Below are 18,569 nucleotides of genomic sequence, written 5' to 3' on the forward strand. Positions count from 1 at the left end.
AATGAATAAATAGAAAGAAAAGGGAGCAGAAACGAAATGACAAAAACAGTTGAAGAACGTTATGAAGACGCAAAAGCGCGTTACGCAGAAATCGGTGTCGATACGGATGCCGCATTGAAAAAATTACAAGATGTAAAAATCTCAATGCATTGCTGGCAGGGGGACGATGTAAAAGGATTCTTAAATCCCGATGGTGAATTAACCGGCGGTATCATGGCAACCGGAGATTATCCCGGTGCAGCTCACACTCCGGATCAATTACGTCAAGATGTTGAGAAGGCTTTTTCATTGATTCCAGGCAGCCATAAATTGAATTTGCATGCCATCTACCTAGATACCGATGAACCTGTCGATTTAGATGAAATTGAACCAAAGCATTTTGCAAAATGGGCCAGCTGGGCTAATGAACAAGGTGTTGGCTTGGACTTCAACCCAACCTTCTTCTCTCATCCAATGATGAAAGACGGAATGACCTTAGCTCACCCAGATAAAGAGGTTCGTGATTTTTGGATTGAACACGGCAAACGCAGCCGTAAAATCGCTGAATATTTAGGCAAAGAAACCGGACAAACTTGTATCGACAACTTCTGGATGCCAGATGGTATGAAGGATAATCCGATTGATCGTTATACACCTCGGAAACGGATGATGGAATCACTAGATGAAATCTTTGCGGAAGATTTGAATGAGGAATATACCCAAGAATCTGTTGAAAGCAAGCTGTTTGGCCTTGGCGCTGAAGCTTATACAGTTGGCTCCCATGAATTTTATATGGGGTATGGCTTAACCAGAAACAAACTGATCTGCTTAGATGCTGGCCATTTCCATCCAACTGAAGTGATCTCAAACAAATTGACCTCACTGGCGCTGTTCTCTAAAGGAATTATGCTGCACGTTTCTCGCCCAGTTCGTTGGGATTCTGACCATGTTGTAATTATGGATGATGAATTACAAGAAATTGGTAAAGAAATCGTTCGCAATGATCTTCTAGGAAAGACCAATATCGGCCTAGATTTCTTTGATGCCACAATCAACCGGATCGCTGCTTGGGTCATCGGTACTCGTAATACTCAAAAAGCTCTATTGAAAGCCATGCTGGAACCGATCGAAGACTTGAAGACCATTGAATTGGATCTTGATTATACGAAACGCATGGCTTTGACCGAAGAATTAAAAGATTTCCCTTATGCTGATGTTTGGAATTACTTCTGTGAACAAAACAATGCTCCAGTCGGCATGGATTGGTATGAAGAAGTCATGAATTATGAAAGAGATATTTTATCAGCGCGAGACAAAGAGTTCGCACACGCATAATGAATTGGTGGGGGGCCTTGCCTCCCTGCCTTGTTAGATAAAACTTGGAGGAATCAATCGTGAAAAATATTTTAGAAGCACCTTTTGTCAAAGAAATGGTAGATGTAACCAGCAACCTGTATCGACTAGGCTGGGATGAACGGAATGGCGGCAACGTATCTTATCTATTAGAGGAAGCGGACGTCAGAGAATACTTGGATACTGCAAATGTACTGCGGAATATTCCGATGGATTTTGACGGATCAGCGCTTAAAGGAAATTATTTCATCGTAACCGGTTCGGGAAAATATTTTAAAAATGTGACTCAAGATCCCGCCAATAATCTTGGTATTTTGCGAGTAGCTGAAGACGGACAAAGCGTGGATTTACTTTGGGGGTATACAGATGGCGGAGTTCCAACGAGTGAACTGCCTGCTCATTTGATGAGCCATATCGCCCGCTTAGAAGTTGATCCTGAAAATCGGATCGTAATGCATTGCCATGCGACTCATTTATTGGCAATGACTTTCAGCCATGAAATGACCGCGAAAGCTATCACACGAACACTTTGGGAGATGTGTACTGAGTGTATGGTCGTTTTCCCTGAAGGTGTTCAAGTATTGCCATGGTTGATTCCAGGCTCTAATGAGATTGGTGAAGCGACGGCCGAAAAAATGAAGCAAGCTCGTTTAGTGCTTTGGTCATTTCATGGTGTTTATGGAGCCGGTCGTACGATGGATGAAACTTTCGGCTTGATTGAAACGGCCGAAAAAGCGGCACAAGTCTATACCTATGTTCAGGCGCAAGGTGGTGTGCGTCAAACGATTAGTGATGAAAACTTTATTGCTTTAGCTAAACAATTCGGCATCACACCAAATCCAGTTTTTTTTGAAGCCGGGGTGCCTAACGCATGATCAAAAAAGCGGTTCGAATGAAGTTGTATCCTGGATTAAAAAAAGAATACGCAAAACGCCACAATGATTTATGGCCTGAAATGCGTGAAATGTTGAAAGCACATGGAGCAAAAAGCTATTCTATCTTTTTCGATCCTGAAACAGATTTTCTCTTCGGTTATTTGGAAATCGAAGATGAAGAGAAATGGGCTCAAACAGCCGACACAGAAATCAATCGTAAATGGTGGGATTATATGGAAGACGTCATGGATACAAATCTGGACCACTCACCCGTAGCGGTAGACCTAGAACAAGTATTTGAGCTGTAAAAGAGACTGGCAACAGTTTCTTTTACACATATATGTGAAATTGTGTGCAAACGTAGTCGAGATCGAATGCGTTTATAGATGACTCGTTAAAGCCTGCCGAATATTGGAAAGGGAGAGGAACATGAAATATCTTGTACAGGTTGAAACACTTGCTGGGGAAAAACAAGAAAAGGATTTTCAAAATTATCGCGAGGCTTTGTGTTGTGCAACAAATTATGTCCACCTCAAATTCAGCAAAATCATTCGGCAGGGGGAAGTCATTAATAAATTTAAGTTTTAGCAGATAGAATAAATAGAAATAAAACACAAGCAAGTCAAAATATTTTTTTTATAATGGACGTTGTTTTTTATGACAAGAATTTACAATTAGAAGTCACAGAAAGCGGTTTCTTTTTATGGGATAATCAATTGTGAAATACAACACAATAAAGGAGAGAATACAATGGTAGTCAATCGAATGATTTTAAATGAAACATCTTATTTTGGTAAGGGCGCGATCCAAGAGGTAGCAAATGAAGCCAAGAAGCGCGGATTCAAAAAAGCTTTGGTCGTTACAGACAAAGATTTATTGAAATTTGAAGTAGCTACGAAAGTCACCGCGATTTTAGATGATGCAGAGTTGAGTTATGAGATATTTGACGGCATCGTACCTAATCCTTCAATTGAGGATGTTCAGGCCGGAGTGAAAGCCTGTCAGGCGGCCGAAGCGGATTATATCGTGGCAATCGGCGGCGGTTCGCCAATTGATACAGCCAAGGCGATTGGAATCATTACGACAAATCCTGAGTTCTCTGATGTGATCAGTCTTGAAGGTCCTGCCGATACAAAAAAACCGGCTTTGCCGATTTTGGCAGTACCAACTACCTCTGGAACAGCAGCAGAAGTGACGATCAATTATGTAATTACCGATGCTGACAATCATCGCAAATTTGTTTGTGTCGATCCCCATGATATTCCAGTCGTTGCTTTTGTTGATAGCGATATGATGATGGGGATGCCAAAAGGATTATGCGCTTCAACCGGGATGGATGCTTTAACTCATGCGATCGAAGGCTTTATCACCAAGGGTGCTTGGGAAATGAGCGATATGCTTCACATTAAGGCGATCGGAATTATCAGTCATGCGTTGAGAGACTCCGTTGCGGAAAATCAGGAAGCGCGAGAAAAAATGGCTTTAGGACAATATATCGCTGGTATGGGTTTCTCTAATGTCGGCTTAGGCTTAGTTCACGGAATGGCCCATCCATTATCGGCTTGGTATGACACACCTCATGGAGTTGCTTGTGCGACATTACTGCCATTGATCATGGACTTCAATAAGGAATATACCGGTGAAAAATACCGGGAAATTGCTATTGCGATGGACGTAGCAGGAGCAGCGGAAATGTCGTTAGCAGAAGTTCGCGATGCCGCTGTTCAAGCTGTGAAGCAATTAGGAATCGATGTTGGGATTCCTCAAAGCCTGACTGAAATCGGAATGAAGGAAGCGGATGTTCAGCAAATAGCTGAAGATGCTTTTCGAGATGTTTGCTCGCCGGGGAATCCACGAGATGCGACGGTGGACGAGATTATCGCGCTATATAAGTCAATGCTATAAGAAAAAGCCAACCTCGCGAGGTTGGCTTTTTTTAATGAGCTAAATTATTCGTCCTCTTCAGGAACTTTGTTGTCTAAGTCTGTCCGAACAATTAAAACGTCACAAGCAGCGTTGCGAATGACATATTCAGAAACTGAACCGATAAATAAACGTTCAACCGCATTTAAGCCAGTTGCACCAAGCATAATCAAATCGATTTGATTATTTTCTGGAATTTGATTGGCGATCATCACTTTTGGCGCACCATATTCAATGACTTTACTGATGTGTTCGACACCAGCACTTTTTGCGTCAGCTTCATAATCGTCTAACGTTTGTTTCGCCATATCGGTAGCTTGTTCTGCTAGAACATTATCGAAAGAAGAAACTGTTTGAAACGCACGTGTATCAATGACATGAGCGAGTAGTAATTCCGCTTGATTTCGCTTTGCAACATTTACTGCCTTTTTGAATGCTAATTCTGCTTCATTAGAACCGTCGACTGCCACCATGATTTTACTGTATTCTTGATCCATCGTTTCCAACTCCTTTTCTCATCCTTATTTTAAATCAAAATTCTTAAAAATGGTACTGTTAACCTTTTTTTGTTTTTGATCCCATTAATAAAGCGAAGATGGCCGCAACCACTAAAAGGATGACTAAGTACATCATCGAATACGTTCGTTGATTGATGATGCCGACAACGATACTAACAATTCCGAGAAGTGCATAGACATAGCCGAATTGACGTAAAAAGCTGCGAGACTCATCTTTTGATTCTTTACTAAAGAGCACTAAAAGTCCTTGCGGTTTTTTTATCAAATAATAGCTGCAGATTAATAAGACAAGTGCTAGTAAAAATAATAAAATGCGGATCATTTTTTTCCTCCAATATAATAAAAAGCAATTTGCAGTACGCAAATTGCTTTCATTCCATAAAAAATGGAAAATTCCGTCGATGCCGTTATTCACCCGATAGTATTGATCCCGCAAAATCTAGCAGGTGGGTTCCATGGTCTAAGCATCGAACTACCAAATGAAAAGGCATGTTACCAACTTTGACACAAGACGGATCCCAAGATATCAATAAAAATGTTCGGTCAACACTGAAATAGGCAACGCGCACATCACAGAATTTCCATCTCAATCATAGCACAGTCATTATTGAGACGCAACGAATGGGTCTCTATCTCTAAACTTGAAACGACCCAAAATATTTATGTCTTCTATACGTATATTGTATAAAAAAGGAGACGCATATGTCAAAAAAAATTGCTTATTTTTTGGTCTATCTATTCATTTTTTTATTTGTCCCTTTTACAGCGGGATCTGAGGCCGCCTCTTTAGAACTTCTTCCACCGATCAATCAACAAACAAACTATGATTTAAATGTTGAAGGATTTAAAAAACTGCTTTTTGATCTTTATCAATTTGGAACCGAAACTAGTTATACGATTCAAATTGACGGAACGCTTGATCTTAGTCAGACAACTATTGGTACTGATGAAGTCCCATCTGATATTACACTTGAAACGATTACGTTCGGAAGTGTGCCAGCAAAACTGACCTTCGAAGGGACTGGTCCTGACACTGAGTTGTATTTGCCAAGTCATTGCTATTTCGGACAAGATATTCGTTTAAGAGAATTGACTTTGCAAGCAGAAAAAATTTACGGCAATGGGCATCAGCTTTCCTTTGAAGAGATTCAGCATGTCCAAACGACTCAATTGTTTGGCGGCAGCGACCGTGATCTGATAGAGAATCCTAAACTCATGTTTCAGCAAGTTACTGGCGGAACGTGGGAAATTTATGGCGGAAACGAGTCCGGAACGCTGACAGGAAACCCGATGATACAAATACTTGATATGACAGGAGACATTAATCAACTGTCCGGTGGTTCGCTGGCTGGGAAAATTATTGGAAGTCCTACAACTGAAATCAGAAGTCTTAATGGAACCTTGAGTAATTATTATGGCGGCGGAATTGGGGCTGAAGGGAATATCGCCGAAGTAACAGGTGAAGTAAATAATCAATTGACATCCAGTTCAGCTAGTTTTACATTGGGAAATTTTTTTCGGTGGCGTGGCTCACGGAAAGACTGGACCTATCAATACAACAATCAACGGAACTGGCGGATTTTCGCCAACGGGGATTTTAATCGGTGGTTCCCAAACAGGTGAAATCTTTGGAAAAAATCAGGCCATCACAACGGCTATCGATACTAGACAATTTAAAGCAGGCGAAAGGAGTTTTGTCGGCGGAAATCAGTACAGTGGTGTGATTCATGGTGGAATCGAAAATCTCATTTATGCTGGAAAAGCCGATCACGGATCTTTCAAGCGGATTGATGGGGGTGCGGGAATGGACGTACAGAAAGCGAGCCTGACAAATTCTCCTGATTTGGTTCCGGAGGTCCATTTGACGGATCCGCAAAAACGGACCGCAGAAGAACTCCATTACGATCAACTAACACCAGTGGAACGGTTGGCATGGGCAAAAGATCAGACTAGTTTCTTAGTTGAAGGAAATGTCACCACGCGTTTGTTGGGCGGATGCGTCAGTGGCGGAATGGGTGTTGAAAATAATGTTAGCGGGGCTGGGTATGCTGGGGTAATTGAAAGCAAGATCCACTTGGTTTTAGGTGAAGAAACGCTAGTTTACAGCAAGCGTTGGGGACAGATTGCTCAAGAAAGAGGAATTGATCCAAACTGCTTACCGAATGAGGACAATCTGGGTTCTAATTATGGATTTAGCGCAGCTGCAGGTGGCGGGGATAGCCAAAATTTTTGGGAGAATGCTCTTTATATCAAAGGAGAAACAGAAATGAGCATCAACCAGGCATTGTTAAGTTATGCTTACGGCGGCAGTTTCAGCGGGATGCTTGAAGGAAATTGTCGGTTGCGTCTATCTGGTGGTCAAAGCAGCGGAGTTTGTGGAGCAGGCGGCGGATTTTACCGAATTTATGGGGATAGTATGCTTGAAGTCACAGGTGGAAAAGTGGAACGATATGCGGTAGCGGGAAGCAATCAGGATCGGCGAATGTTCGGCAATGCCCGGACGGAAATCTCTGGCGGCACTTTTCTAGGGCTGCTAGCAGCGTCCTATGGCGTGCGCTCGAATCATATGATTGATGGAAATGTTGAAACTATAGTTAGCGGTGGAACTTTTACAAAAAGTAATGATGCGACTCAAATAATGGGCGGATTGGCTAAAAATGGAATGATCAGCGGCAATGTTTCGCTGAAAGTAACAGGGGAGCCTAAGCTTGCTGCGGGAATCGGTATTTCGGCAGCCCGTCCAAGAAATGCCAGCCTATTGAATCGTTTAGGAGGTACAGATAAACAAATTGGTTTCGAATTAACGACAAAAGAAATTTTTTCTGAACTTGAGGTATTAGGAGACGGGGGCGAAAACCCTACGTCGCTCTATACACCCAAACTGAATTTAGAAATCAATGCGCCACAGGGAAGTTTTGCTCTGATTCAAGGAATGATCAAAAATGGCTATACTGGAAAATTGACCCATGACCTGGCGCTAGACATCCAAGCGGCTCAGGGAATCAAAAAACTTGTCGGCAGTGATCTGACAAGTTTCACGAATCGCCTGATCGCCAACAGCACGGCGAAGATCGCCTTAACGATCGGGGGAGCTCAGAAAGAGATTTCATTCGAAACGATTGATAATTTTACACAATTAACTATCGGAAACAAGGTATCAGCAAAATCAATTTTGAACGGCAACGGAGCAGCTGAGGATAATTTTGCGCAAGAGTATCATCGGTTCGGCGATCTTTCTTTAGAAGAAGGAGCATCTCTGACTGTTGAAAAATTAAAAACTGGCAGTCTTACAGCCGCTAAAAAAACAGAACTGCATTCGCCAGCTGACGCCGAGAATATTTTTTTGCGAGATTTATTGTCAGAGGAAAAACTAAATTGGCATTTGTTAAGGCTAAAAGAGCAAGAAATAGTTGAAGGAAACTATTTTGCTGAGCAAAAAGGTTATTCCGTCCTGACACTCGTTGGAGCTGAAAGCACATTGTCGCCGGAAAATTTTATCGGCTATGACGAGACGGGACATGTTTATACGGGGGACATGAATGCCAGTATCGGATTGGCAGTTGCCGCGACAATTATTGACTATCAAGTAGAAAGTTCGTTAGGCGAAATTACTCATGATCTGTCTTTGCGGCCGAATAATCATCCTTTGCCGTTGAAGGTTTGGGGGATTGCTGATCGTAAAAAGGGAAAGTTGATTATTCCTGCTGAGAATAAAATCACTCCGATCCTAAGATTTATTGAGACCGATCAGTTTTCTTTTAAAGAAGCCCAGTTGACTGTGAGTAACGGCGAGAAGAATGCATTAAAAGAAAATACTTGGCAACCAACAGACCATTATCATTATCAGATCCAAGCTGATTTTCAAAAGGCAGAAGGCAGTTTAAAGCTGCTTTCTGTGCCTGAGCAATTTGACTTTGGTCAGCAGCCAATAGGAAAAAGAAGTTCCTTCTTTCCTAGAGTATCTGGCGAACTGATCGTAGAAGATCAGCGACCTGAGAGCGCTCCGTGGCAATTGACCCTTCAAGCCGAATCTTCAGAGATCGGAGAATTGTACTTTCAAGAGGATGGGAAAATCGTTTCATTGGAGGAGGCAGTTCCATTATTTATGCAAAAAGGGTCATTGCAAACAAACTTCGATGACTGGGATGAAACAAAAGGAATCTTCTTGTCTGTTCCAAAAGAAAAACAGAAGCGTGGTGAACATACGCTGACCTTTCATTGGACGTTGAGTACTAAAGTCGAATAATTTTGTTGAAAAAGAAACAAAAATACCCTAGAATGGTCTTGCGCTCGTTGGAGTGTTTGGTTACTCATGGTTCATAAAATTCTTTAGAATAGGGCCATACAAGGTGGAAAATACCTGAGGAGGGAACGCATGAACAAAAAAGAAGAAGTTCTTGAAGGCTTTGCCGAAGTGTTTAATAAGCGAGCTTGGTTGGACAAAGTCAAGATGGAGAAGGCTTTAGCGGGATATGCGGCTTCAGAAGTTCACTGCATCGAGTTTATCGGCAAACACAAAGATCCAAATGTTACGAAAATGGCTGAATCAATGTATATGACGCGGGGAGCCATCAGTAAGTTGACAAAAAAAATGCTGAAGAAGCAGTATATCGAGAGTTATCAAAAAGCGGATAATAAGAAAGAAATTTATTTCAAACTGACCGCCGAAGGAAAAAAAGTTTTTGAAATTCACGAACAGCTGCACAAAGAGTTTGAAAATCGTGACCAAGCCGTTTTTGAACCGATCAAGAACGAACAATACGACGCCTTTCTAAACTTTCTTGAACGTTATAACCAGCATCTAGATCAAGAAATCAAAAAACAAAATCTGACAATCAAATAAGGATGAAAGCAGTCTCAAAAAGAGGCTGCTTTTTACTTAATCAGTTTTTGTTGACACGGAAACAAAATAGTTATATTGTTTCCTAGGAAACTAAAAAACGAGTTGTTCTTCGACTGCAGCGAAAACGATTCTAGAAATGAAATAGTTTTAAAACACCGTATGGAATAATATACGGCTCGAGAATCCATATTTTCCCCTTAGGAAAATAAATCCTTAATACCGAGAAAGGATGCCAGTTCCACTTTTCGCAGAATAATTCAAACGAAGACCGCTCGATTTTAGTAAGAGAAAATAGATTTCAACTTGTTTAGTGGAATGGTATACGGCTCGAGAATCTATATTTTCCTCTTAGGAAAATAAATCCTTAATACCGAGAAAGGAGTTCTTCATGACTCAAACATCTAATACATCTAATAAACTACCTAAAGAGGTTCTATCGGCAGCTTGGGCGATCGCCCTTGGCGCCATCGCACCAATGCTCGACTCTACGATGGTGAATATCGCCATCGATCAATTAACCAAAAACTTTCATACGACACTATCCATCATTCAATGGGCGATTACGGGTTACGTGTTAGCGTTAGCAATCGCTGTACCGATTGCTGGCTGGTTGATGAACCGCTTCGACGGCAAGAAAATCTTCATCGGGGCTGTGATTCTTTTCGGGGTCACCTCTGTTCTTGCCGGAATCAGTTGGAATGTCACTAGCTTCATTGTCTTTCGTTTACTTCAAGGCTTTACAGCGGGGATCATCACACCATTGATGTCTACTCTGTTAGTTAAAACTGCAGGACCAGAAAATATTGGCCGAGTAATGGCGATCGTCAGTACGCCCATGATCTTTGGCCCAATCCTTGGTCCGGTTCTTGGCGGATTTATCATTCAAGCTGCCTCTTGGCGCTGGATTTTCTTCATCAATGTCTTTATTATTTTGATCGCGGCGCCTTTGATGATGCGGACATTGCCGAACTTTGAACCATTTAACCGCAAGAGTAAATTGGATATCTTTGGTATTCTCGATTTATCTGCAATGAGTGCGGCTCTGATTTATGGCATCACTAAAGCGGCGGATCACGCGACCTTTAAGAATAGTGAATCATTAATTTGGACAGGACTTGGTCTATTATTTCTGATTGTCTATATTGTCTATGATTATCGCAAGCAGCATGTCACCGTTTTACCGCTGACGATCTTTTCCCATCGGAGTTTTAAGGCATCCAGCGTGGGATTATTCTTTGCCAATATCGCGATTATGGGACCAATGCTGATTTTGCCGCTGTTCTTCCAAAACTTCCGTCATTTTTCCGCAATGGAGGCAGCGATTGCGCTGATTCCTCAAGGTCTTGGCATGCTGGTGACGCGACCGTTGATCGGTAAGCTGATTGATAAGCTAGGAGCCAAATATGTCGTGATCGTCAGTTTGATAATCTCCTTGATTGGGACTATTCCTTTGGTTTTTGTCACAGACAAAACCAGCATGGTTTGGATCGCGTTGGTTTTGTTCATTCGCGGGACAAGCTTTGGCGGTATCAACCTGCCGTTAACCAGCGATGCCTACACCGGACTCGCGGATGAAGAATTGCCGGATGCAGGTGTTGGAATCAACATTATCGAGAATCTCGGCTCCAGCTTTGGCTCGGCAATAATCGCTACGGTCGTTGCGACTGTCTTGCAAGGAGTGCAGCCAACGATTACTCACGAGTTATCCGCCTATCATGCGGGCTTTCTGTTCTCTGTCATCGCACTAGCCTTGATCTTCATTCCAAGTATCTTTCTAACGAATAAAACGAAAAGCACAGTCGAATAATTTCGACTGTGCTTATTTTTTCTTTTTCCACTCTTCGATTCGTTGATATTGTTGTCCGAGTGCCTGCTCATATTTACCAGTTGTTTTTGGTTCATAATAATGCGCATCTTTGATTTTGTCAGGTAAGTATTGTTGATCGACCCAAGCATTTTCAAAGCTGTGTGGATATTGATAGCCGATACCTCGGTTCAAATCTTTGGCTCCTTTGTAGTGGCTGTCCCGCAAGTGATCTGGAACTTCGCCAGCATTTCCTGCCCGAATATCTGTGATTGCTGCGTCTAAGGCTACGTAGGCCGAGTTAGATTTAGGCGACAAACAGAGATCTACAACGGCATCTGCTAAAGGAATGCGCGCTTCGGGAAAGCCAAGTTTTTCTGCGGCTTGGACAGCTTGAACAGTTCGGGCAGCGGCTGCCGGATTGGCAAGGCCGATATCTTCATAGCCCATTACCATTAAACGGCGGCAAATAATCGGCAGATCCCCCGCTTCGACTAGTCTACCCAAGTAATGCAGTGCGGCATTCACGTCGCTGCCGCGGACGGATTTTTGAAAAGCTGAGATCACATCGTAATGGGCATCGCCGTCTTTGTCATGAGTCAAGGCTTTGCGTTGCACGCATTCTTCGATGATTGAAAGAGTCAAGTGAATCTTTCCGTCCTCATTTTTTGGTGTGGACTTGGAAGCCAGCTCCAAACCGTTCAACGAACTCCGCAAATCACCATTGGTGGCACGGGCCAAGTGTCTCAACGCTTCTTCATCCAATTCAACCGGGTAGTCCCCTAAACCGCGTTCTTTATCTTCCAAGGCAGATTTGACCGCGGTGATAATGTCCTCTTCATCCAGCGGTTTCACTTCAAAAATCTGTGTCCGGCTGCGAATAGCGGGATTGATCGTGATATATGGATTTTCCGTGGTCGCGCCAATCATAATGATGCGTCCGCTCTCTAAATGCGGAAGCAGAAAATCTTGTTTGGTCTTATCTAAGCGATGGACTTCATCAAGTAATAGAATGACCGTGCCGCTCATCTTGGCTTCTTCGGCGACGATCTGTAAATCCTTTTTTGTATCTGTGGCGGCATTCAACATGCGAAAAGCATAATTCGTTGAACCCGCGATAGCACTGGCAATACTAGTTTTCCCGGTACCAGGCGGTCCATACAAAATCATGGAAGAAAGCATCCTAGCTTCCACCATGCGGCGAATAATCTTTCCAGTACCGACCAGATGCTGTTGTCCGACAACTTCATCTAGGTTGCGAGGACGCATGCGATAAGCTAGTGGCTGCTGCATAAGAAACCTCCTTGATTAACAATCAGAATATATGTTCTCATTATAGCATTTTTACATCTATTTTGCTTTAACCGCGCAACTTTTTGCTGGTTCTGAAAATCTAGCTGGCATTTGTTAGAAAGGAGAAGACGTGGCAGGGTGATTAATAACGGCGGCAAAATAATTAAACGAAGGACTTGCGAGCCAGTCAAACATTCGGGATTACTGAGTTTTGGTTGCTGGGCGTAGCATGCGGCAGGATTATTGTGTATCATGGAGAAGGTGAGAAAAATGGAGCAAGTAATCAATTATTTTAATACGGAAACAACCGAGAATATCGCAAAATATTTGCTGGGTATGTATTTGGAACACGAAACGCCTGAAGGAAGATTAGGCGGTTATATTGTTGATTGTGAAGCCTACTTGGGTCCCGACGATGAAGCGGCGCACAGCTACGGTATGCGCAAGACTCCGCGTGTCCGAGCGATGTACGAAAAACCTGGGACGATCTATCTATATACGATGCATACGCATTTGATTTTAAATATGATCACACAACCAGAAGGTCTGCCCCAAGGTGTGATGATTCGCGGATTCGAGCCGGTGGAAGGGGTCGACCAAATGATTGCTAATCGTCATGGCAGAACAGGCGCGGCGATTTCAGATGGACCGGGAAAATTGGTCGAGGCATTAGGTATTGAGCGTGAATTATATGGGGAATCGATTTTTTCGAGTTCATTGCATCTGGTCCCTGAAAAACGTCGAATACCAAAAACAATCGAGGAACTTCCGCGTATCGGAATTCCTAATAAAGGAGTTTGGACGGAACGCCCTTTACGGGTTGTCGTTCGGGGAAATCCTTACATAACGAATCAACGAAAGTCTTTAATAGAAGAAAACAATGGATGGGAGAAATAATAATGGCAAAAGAAACCATGATTACTTATTTGGACAGTTACTTAAACAAGAAAATTCCCGATTATGAATTAGCGTTGGATTGGGACACGCGTAACCGCAGTTTTGAGATCGCTTTTCGTATTTACGGGGAGAACAAAGGACAAATTGAAATCGATGATGTGGATGGTGTAGCGACCGAAGAAGAAATCATTGAATTTGAAGACGGGATTTTGTTAGTTGATCCTGAAAAATCAGTTTATGACCCAGAAGACTTTTTGGCAGTCATTCCTTATGAAGGAAAAAAGGGCATGAAGAAAAATGAATTGATCGCTGTCGTTGATTACTTGAAAGATGTGATCGAAGAGGGTCAAAGCGACTTGTTAGATTTCTTAGCAGACGATAGTGAAGACGCTATTTTTGAAATGAAATGGGACGATGCAGTTTTCAAGGCGACCATCAAGCCAACAGATAGTAGCTATCTGCCGTATCCAAGTTATTAAATGAGTCGGATAAGGATAAATAGAATGAATGATAGACGCGGTGAAGGTCATAATTTTTTTTGAAAAGTGAAATCATGGCTAGGAACTAGGAGGGGCGAAAAATATGAAATGGAATGAAGTCAAAGTAACAACGGAAAGTGAGGCAGTTGAAGCTGTCTCAAATATTTTAATGGAAGCTGGCGCATCGGGTGTTGCGATCGAAGATGCCTTGGATTTTGAAAATTATCAAGAGGATCAATACGGCGAATTATTGGATAAGGAAACTTTTTCTAGCTTAGCTGAGGGAGCTGTCGTGATGGCCTATTTCCCAGAAACGATTTTCTTGCCGGAAATTTTACCGTTCATTAAAGCCAACATCACAAAATTACCGGAGTTCGGATTGAATATCGGGAAAAATATCGTGGAAGTAAGTGAAGTGGAAGAGAGCGACTGGGCGACCGCTTGGAAAAAATATTATCATCCGGTTCGTGTAACGCGCTATTTAACGATCGTTCCCAGCTGGGAAAAATACGAGGGGCAGCATGAGGATGAAAAAATCATTACTCTAGATCCGGGAATGGCCTTTGGAACTGGCACACATCCAACGACAAATCTAACCTTGCAGGCATTGGAAACTGTTTTGCGAGGCGGTGAAACGGTCTTAGATGTGGGAACAGGTTCTGGTGTGTTGAGTATCGCCAGCTCTATTTATGGAGCGAAAGATATTTATGCATATGATTTGGACGAAGTAGCGGTTCGTTCGGCACAAGAAAACGTCGATCTAAATGCCAATACTGAAAATATTCATGTGTCCGCGAATGATTTGTTAGTCGGTGTGGAGCAAGAGGCCGATGTGATCGTCGCCAATATTTTAGCGGATATCATTGTTTTGATGGTCGAAGACGCTTGGCGTTTATTGAAACCAGAAGGGACATTGATTGTTTCAGGGATCATCGAAGACAAAAAAGATATGGTGCTGGAAGAAATGTATGCACAAGGTTTTGAAGTCGATCGAATCTTCCAACAAAAGGATTGGTTTGCGATTATTTTGAAGAAACCAGAGGAAGATTAAGATGCAGCGCTATTTTATAGATCAGGCCTACCAGCCGTCAGTAGAAATTAGCGGTGAGGCGCATCATCATATGTCGCGGGTAATGCGGATGACTGTCGATGATCAGGTTTTTCTTGTTTTCAATGACCAAACCGCTGTTAAAGCGAAAATCGTGGCAATCGATAATGAGCAAGTGACACTGGAAGAGGTCGAAAAAGATGACTTGCAGCGGGAACTACCTATTGACGTTACAATTGCCAGCGGCTTTCCTAAAGGCGAGAAGCTGGAGCTGATCGTGCAAAAAGGGACAGAGCTGGGTGCTCATGATTTTATCGCTTTTCCTGGCGAAAGCTCGGTGGCGAAATGGGATGCAAAGAAGCAGCAGAAAAAGCAGCAGCGCTTAAATAAAATCGCGCAAGAAGCAGCCGAGCAATCCCATCGACAAGTTTTGCCGACTGTGAATTTTGCTTCAGAAAAAGAATTGATCGCACATTTTACTGACTACGATGCGGTTTTGATCGCTTACGAAGAATCAGCGAAGCAGGGAGAACAGGCTCAATTGGTTCAAACCTTTCAGCAATTAAAGGCGGGACAAAAACTATTGGTCGTCTTTGGTCCAGAGGGTGGATTGACGCCTAAGGAGATTGAAAGTTTCCAGACAGCTGGTGCGAAACTTTGCGGTTTAGGGCCGCGGATTTTACGAACAGAAACCGCACCGTTTTATCTTTTGAGCGCGGCGAGCTTCTATTATGAATTGCAGCACTGATTTGATTGAAAAAGCTTACTATAGTTTGTATAATAAGAGCAATCATTTTCAGAAAATAAAGGGGGAAACGTCGCATGGCAAAAGAAGTTGAATTGACCGGTCCTGACGTCATCAGGATGGTTAGTACGTACATGGGAAAAGAGCACGTGGCGTTTGTACAAAAGGCTTACGACTTTGCTTATGAAGCCCATAAGCCCCAGATTCGTAAATCAGGTGAGCCATACATTATCCATCCGATTCAAGTCGCGGGTATTTTGGCTGATTTACATATGGATCCTCACACTGTTGCGACAGGCTTTTTACACGATGTCGTAGAGGATACACCGGTTACGTTAGATGATTTAAAAGTTGAATTTGGGGAAGACGTCGCTTCATTAGTTGACGGAGTAACCAAATTAGGGAAGATCAAATACAAGTCACACGAAGAACAATTAGCAGAAAACCACCGCAAAATGTTGTTGGCGATGGCGCAGGATTTACGTGTCATCATGGTCAAACTGGCCGACCGTCTGCACAACATGCGGACTTTGAAATATTTGCGCGACGATAAACAACGGCGAATTGCGCGCGAAACGTTGGAAATCTATGCCCCATTGGCTGATCGTTTAGGGATGAGCCGGATCAAGTGGGAGTTGGAAGATACAGCACTGCGCTATTTGAATCCAAAACAATACTATCGCATCGTTCATCTAATGCGCAGCAAGCGTGACGAACGGGAAGGATTTGTTGAGAAATCCGTCAATGAGATCAAGGAAGCGACGAAAGAACTTGGGATCGAAGCAGATATCTATGGTCGACCGAAACATATTTATTCAATCTATCGCAAGATGCGGGATCAGAAGAAACAATTCGATGAAATCTATGACCTGCTGGCGATCCGTGTAATCGTGGATTCTATTAAGGATTGTTATGCCGTGTTGGGAGCGATCCATACTAAATGGAAACCAATGCCCGGTCGTTTCAAGGATTATATTGCGATGCCAAAGACGAATATGTATCAATCACTGCATACGACGATCATTGGACCAAGCGGGAACCCGATCGAAGTTCAGATTCGTACGCATGAAATGCACCAGATCGCTGAGTTCGGGGTTGCGGCTCACTGGGCGTATAAAGAAGGCAAAACCGATAAACAAGAGACGAATCAAGACAACAAACAGTTGGATTGGTTCCGTGAAATCATCGAATTGCAAGATGAAAGCTATGATGCATCCGAATTTATGGAGAGTGTTAAAGGCGACATCTTCAGTGATAAAGTGTATGTGTTTACACCTAAGGGCGATGTTACCGAGCTGCCAAAAGGTTCAGGTCCGTTGGATTTTGCTTACAGCATCCACACGGATATCGGAAATAAAACTACCGGTGCCAAGGTCAATGGCAAGATGGTGCAATTAGATTACAAGCTGAAGAACGGCGATATTATTGAAATTATGACCTCGGCTAATTCCTTTGGACCAAGTCGCGACTGGTTGAATCTAGTGAAAACCAGCAAAGCGAAAAATAAAATCAAACGCTTCTTCAAAACACAAGATCGTGAAGAAAATGTGTCAAAAGGCCATGATGCAGTCGTTAAGTGTATTAATGACTTAGGTTTTGTGCCGAAAGAAATGCTGACGAAGGACAAGCTTTCTGATGTCTTGGACAAATTCAATTTCCATAGCGAAGAAGATTTGTATGCAGCAATCGGATTTGGCGAAATGAGTGCACTGACCTTTGCCAATCGTCTGACGGAAAAAGAACGCCGCGAACAAATGAAGCAAAAACAGCGGGATGCTGTGGATGAGATGGTCAGCAGTCCGAAAGAACCGGAAAAAATCAAGGTTCGCCACGAAGGCGGAATTGTGATCCAAGGGATCGAAAACTTGTTGATTCGGATCAGTCATTGCTGTAATCCGGTTCCTGGGGACAGCATCGTTGGCTACATTACAAAAGGCCGCGGGATTTCTATCCATCGTTCGGATTGTCCGAACATCACAAAGCAAAAAGATATCCAAGAGCGTCTGATCGAAGTGGAATGGGAAGATACGACCAATTCGGTTCAGGATTACAATGCTGATTTGGAAATCTACGGCTTCAATCGTGATGGCTTATTGAATGATGTATTGAATATCGTTAGCGGTATGACTAAGAAATTGGTTAGCGTTGAAGCAAAACCGACGAAGGATCGCTTAGCACTGATCAATCTGACCTTCAAGATCCAGAATTTGAATCACCTGTATTCGATCGTGGATAAGATCAAAACGGTTCCTGATGTGTACAGTGTGAAACGAACGAAAGGCTAGAAGATTAAACTAAAATGACAATAACTTTCTGGAGGTTTTTATGCGAGCAGTAATTCAACGAGTGAGCGAAGCAAGTGTCGCAATTGATGACAAAATCATCGGTAAGATCGACCGCGGCTTTATGATTCTTCTAGGTATTCATGAAGAGGATACGCAAGCAGATGCGGATTATTTGATTCGGAAGATCCCTTTATTACGAGTGTTTGAAGATGCAGAAGGGAAAATGAATCAGTCCTTGCAAGATGTTGGCGGCAGTGTCTTGAGTGTATCGCAATTCACTTTGTATGCAGATACGAAAAAAGGCAATCGCCCTAGTTTTGTGAAGGCCGCACGACCAGAAACAGCGATCCCTTTATATGAATACTTCAATGAAGGCTTGCGCCAGGCAGGTTTGACGGTCGAAACCGGAGAATTCGGCGGCGACATGGATGTGGCGCTGATCAATGACGGGCCAGTAACGATCTTATTTGATACACGGGATAAATAACGAACGAAGGACAAAAATCTACGGGTTTTTGTCCTTTTTT

Annotated in this window: 18 protein-coding genes and 1 other RNA gene; 15 read left to right on the forward strand and 4 right to left on the reverse strand. The window is 42.8% G+C overall.

What is annotated here, in order from left to right; translation table 11 throughout:
* Positions 1-36: 36 nt before the first annotated feature.
* From rhaA to fucO, 5 genes are all read left to right on the forward strand, one after another.
* The gene (gene rhaA / locus I585_RS15780) at positions 37-1,314 is read left to right on the forward strand and encodes an L-rhamnose isomerase (protein WP_010741047.1); all 1,278 of its coding nucleotides are present in this window, start codon (positions 37-39) and stop codon (positions 1,312-1,314) included.
* A gap of 59 nt (positions 1,315-1,373) precedes the next feature.
* Positions 1,374-2,207: a rhamnulose-1-phosphate aldolase gene (gene rhaD / locus I585_RS15785; RefSeq protein ID WP_010741046.1), complete on the forward strand. Its 834-nt coding sequence runs from the start codon at positions 1,374-1,376 to the stop codon at positions 2,205-2,207.
* Entirely contained in the window at positions 2,204-2,515 is a 312-nt protein-coding gene (gene rhaM, locus I585_RS15790) for an L-rhamnose mutarotase (RefSeq protein WP_010741045.1), read from the forward strand. The genes rhaD and rhaM overlap by 4 nt, the downstream gene beginning before the upstream one ends.
* A 121-nt stretch (positions 2,516-2,636) precedes the next feature.
* A complete protein-coding gene (locus tag I585_RS23450; protein ID WP_010741044.1) occupies positions 2,637-2,795 on the forward strand; it encodes a hypothetical protein in 159 nt (52 codons plus the stop codon).
* Positions 2,796-2,957: 162 nt separating this feature from the next.
* Entirely contained in the window at positions 2,958-4,112 is a 1,155-nt protein-coding gene (fucO, locus tag I585_RS15795) for a lactaldehyde reductase (RefSeq protein WP_010741043.1), read from the forward strand.
* A 44-nt stretch (positions 4,113-4,156) separates the two neighbouring features.
* On the opposite strand, the gene I585_RS15800 is transcribed toward fucO, so the two are convergent.
* The 3 genes from I585_RS15800 to ssrS form a co-directional block, all read right to left on the reverse strand.
* Positions 4,157-4,627: a universal stress protein gene (locus I585_RS15800; RefSeq protein WP_010741042.1), complete on the reverse strand. Its 471-nt coding sequence runs from the start codon at positions 4,625-4,627 to the stop codon at positions 4,157-4,159.
* A 58-nt stretch (positions 4,628-4,685) separates the two neighbouring features.
* Complete coding sequence (locus I585_RS15805; protein WP_010741041.1) at positions 4,686-4,970, reverse strand: hypothetical protein; 285 nt, start codon at positions 4,968-4,970, stop codon at positions 4,686-4,688.
* A 66-nt stretch (positions 4,971-5,036) separates the two neighbouring features.
* A non-coding RNA gene (ssrS, locus tag I585_RS22980) (6S RNA) lies at positions 5,037-5,230 on the reverse strand.
* 120 nt (positions 5,231-5,350) lie between these two features.
* On the opposite strand from ssrS, the gene I585_RS15810 reads away from it, so the two are divergent.
* The 4 genes from I585_RS15810 (at position 5,351) to I585_RS15825 (ending at position 11,298) form a co-directional block, all read left to right on the forward strand.
* Positions 5,351-6,271: a hypothetical protein gene (locus I585_RS15810; RefSeq protein WP_010741040.1), complete on the forward strand. Its 921-nt coding sequence runs from the start codon at positions 5,351-5,353 to the stop codon at positions 6,269-6,271.
* Positions 6,174-8,894, forward strand: a complete 2,721-nt coding sequence (locus I585_RS15815) for a hypothetical protein (protein ID WP_111945213.1) — start codon at positions 6,174-6,176, stop codon at positions 8,892-8,894. The genes I585_RS15810 and I585_RS15815 overlap by 98 nt, the downstream gene beginning before the upstream one ends.
* A 129-nt stretch (positions 8,895-9,023) precedes the next feature.
* Positions 9,024-9,491, forward strand: a complete 468-nt coding sequence (locus tag I585_RS15820) for a MarR family transcriptional regulator (RefSeq protein WP_010741038.1) — start codon at positions 9,024-9,026, stop codon at positions 9,489-9,491.
* 388 nt (positions 9,492-9,879) lie between these two features.
* Positions 9,880-11,298: an MDR family MFS transporter gene (locus I585_RS15825; protein WP_010741037.1), complete on the forward strand. Its 1,419-nt coding sequence runs from the start codon at positions 9,880-9,882 to the stop codon at positions 11,296-11,298.
* Positions 11,299-11,310: 12 nt separating this feature from the next.
* On the opposite strand, the gene I585_RS15830 is transcribed toward I585_RS15825, so the two are convergent.
* Positions 11,311-12,588, reverse strand: a complete 1,278-nt coding sequence (locus tag I585_RS15830; RefSeq protein WP_010741036.1) for a replication-associated recombination protein A — start codon at positions 12,586-12,588, stop codon at positions 11,311-11,313.
* 270 nt (positions 12,589-12,858) lie between these two features.
* Here I585_RS15830 and I585_RS15835 point away from each other — a divergent pair, with 270 nt between their 5' ends.
* From I585_RS15835 to dtd, 6 genes are all read left to right on the forward strand, one after another.
* Positions 12,859-13,485, forward strand: a complete 627-nt coding sequence (locus tag I585_RS15835; RefSeq protein WP_010741035.1) for a DNA-3-methyladenine glycosylase — start codon at positions 12,859-12,861, stop codon at positions 13,483-13,485.
* Between the two features lie 2 nt (positions 13,486-13,487).
* Positions 13,488-13,964 (forward strand): DUF3013 family protein, encoded by a 477-nt coding sequence (locus tag I585_RS15840; protein WP_010741034.1) that lies wholly within the window; start codon positions 13,488-13,490, stop codon positions 13,962-13,964.
* Positions 13,965-14,067: 103 nt separating this feature from the next.
* Positions 14,068-15,015: a 50S ribosomal protein L11 methyltransferase gene (gene prmA / locus I585_RS15845; RefSeq protein ID WP_010741033.1), complete on the forward strand. Its 948-nt coding sequence runs from the start codon at positions 14,068-14,070 to the stop codon at positions 15,013-15,015.
* A 1-nt stretch (position 15,016) separates the two neighbouring features.
* Positions 15,017-15,760, forward strand: a complete 744-nt coding sequence (locus tag I585_RS15850; RefSeq protein WP_010741032.1) for a 16S rRNA (uracil(1498)-N(3))-methyltransferase — start codon at positions 15,017-15,019, stop codon at positions 15,758-15,760.
* 74 nt (positions 15,761-15,834) lie between these two features.
* A complete protein-coding gene (locus I585_RS15855) occupies positions 15,835-18,042 on the forward strand; it encodes a RelA/SpoT family protein (RefSeq protein WP_010741031.1) in 2,208 nt (735 codons plus the stop codon).
* Positions 18,043-18,082: 40 nt separating this feature from the next.
* Complete coding sequence (dtd, locus tag I585_RS15860) at positions 18,083-18,529, forward strand: D-aminoacyl-tRNA deacylase (protein WP_010741030.1); 447 nt, start codon at positions 18,083-18,085, stop codon at positions 18,527-18,529.
* The last annotated feature ends 40 nt before the right edge of the window (positions 18,530-18,569 follow it).

Origin of the sequence: Enterococcus malodoratus ATCC 43197, assembly GCF_000407185.1 — a bacterium.
Classification (GTDB): domain Bacteria; phylum Bacillota; class Bacilli; order Lactobacillales; family Enterococcaceae; genus Enterococcus_A; species Enterococcus_A malodoratus.

What these genes read in the sequence shown, in the direction of transcription:
- rhaA (WP_010741047.1), top strand. Translation starts at nt 37, where the DNA reads ATGACAAAAACAGTTGAAGAACGTTATGAAGACGCAAAAGCGCGTTAC.
- rhaM (WP_010741045.1), top strand. Translation starts at nt 2,204, where the DNA reads ATGATCAAAAAAGCGGTTCGAATGAAGTTGTATCCTGGATTAAAAAAA.
- I585_RS23450 (WP_010741044.1), top strand. Translation starts at nt 2,637, where the DNA reads ATGAAATATCTTGTACAGGTTGAAACACTTGCTGGGGAAAAACAAGAA.
- fucO (WP_010741043.1), top strand. Translation starts at nt 2,958, where the DNA reads ATGGTAGTCAATCGAATGATTTTAAATGAAACATCTTATTTTGGTAAG.
- I585_RS15800 (WP_010741042.1), bottom strand. Translation starts at nt 4,627, where the DNA reads ATGGATCAAGAATACAGTAAAATCATGGTGGCAGTCGACGGTTCTAAT.
- I585_RS15805 (WP_010741041.1), bottom strand. Translation starts at nt 4,970, where the DNA reads ATGATCCGCATTTTATTATTTTTACTAGCACTTGTCTTATTAATCTGC.
- I585_RS15810 (WP_010741040.1), top strand. Translation starts at nt 5,351, where the DNA reads ATGTCAAAAAAAATTGCTTATTTTTTGGTCTATCTATTCATTTTTTTA.
- I585_RS15820 (WP_010741038.1), top strand. Translation starts at nt 9,024, where the DNA reads ATGAACAAAAAAGAAGAAGTTCTTGAAGGCTTTGCCGAAGTGTTTAAT.
- I585_RS15825 (WP_010741037.1), top strand. Translation starts at nt 9,880, where the DNA reads ATGACTCAAACATCTAATACATCTAATAAACTACCTAAAGAGGTTCTA.
- I585_RS15830 (WP_010741036.1), bottom strand. Translation starts at nt 12,588, where the DNA reads ATGCAGCAGCCACTAGCTTATCGCATGCGTCCTCGCAACCTAGATGAA.
- I585_RS15835 (WP_010741035.1), top strand. Translation starts at nt 12,859, where the DNA reads ATGGAGCAAGTAATCAATTATTTTAATACGGAAACAACCGAGAATATC.
- I585_RS15840 (WP_010741034.1), top strand. Translation starts at nt 13,488, where the DNA reads ATGGCAAAAGAAACCATGATTACTTATTTGGACAGTTACTTAAACAAG.
- prmA (WP_010741033.1), top strand. Translation starts at nt 14,068, where the DNA reads ATGAAATGGAATGAAGTCAAAGTAACAACGGAAAGTGAGGCAGTTGAA.
- I585_RS15850 (WP_010741032.1), top strand. Translation starts at nt 15,017, where the DNA reads ATGCAGCGCTATTTTATAGATCAGGCCTACCAGCCGTCAGTAGAAATT.
- I585_RS15855 (WP_010741031.1), top strand. Translation starts at nt 15,835, where the DNA reads ATGGCAAAAGAAGTTGAATTGACCGGTCCTGACGTCATCAGGATGGTT.
- dtd (WP_010741030.1), top strand. Translation starts at nt 18,083, where the DNA reads ATGCGAGCAGTAATTCAACGAGTGAGCGAAGCAAGTGTCGCAATTGAT.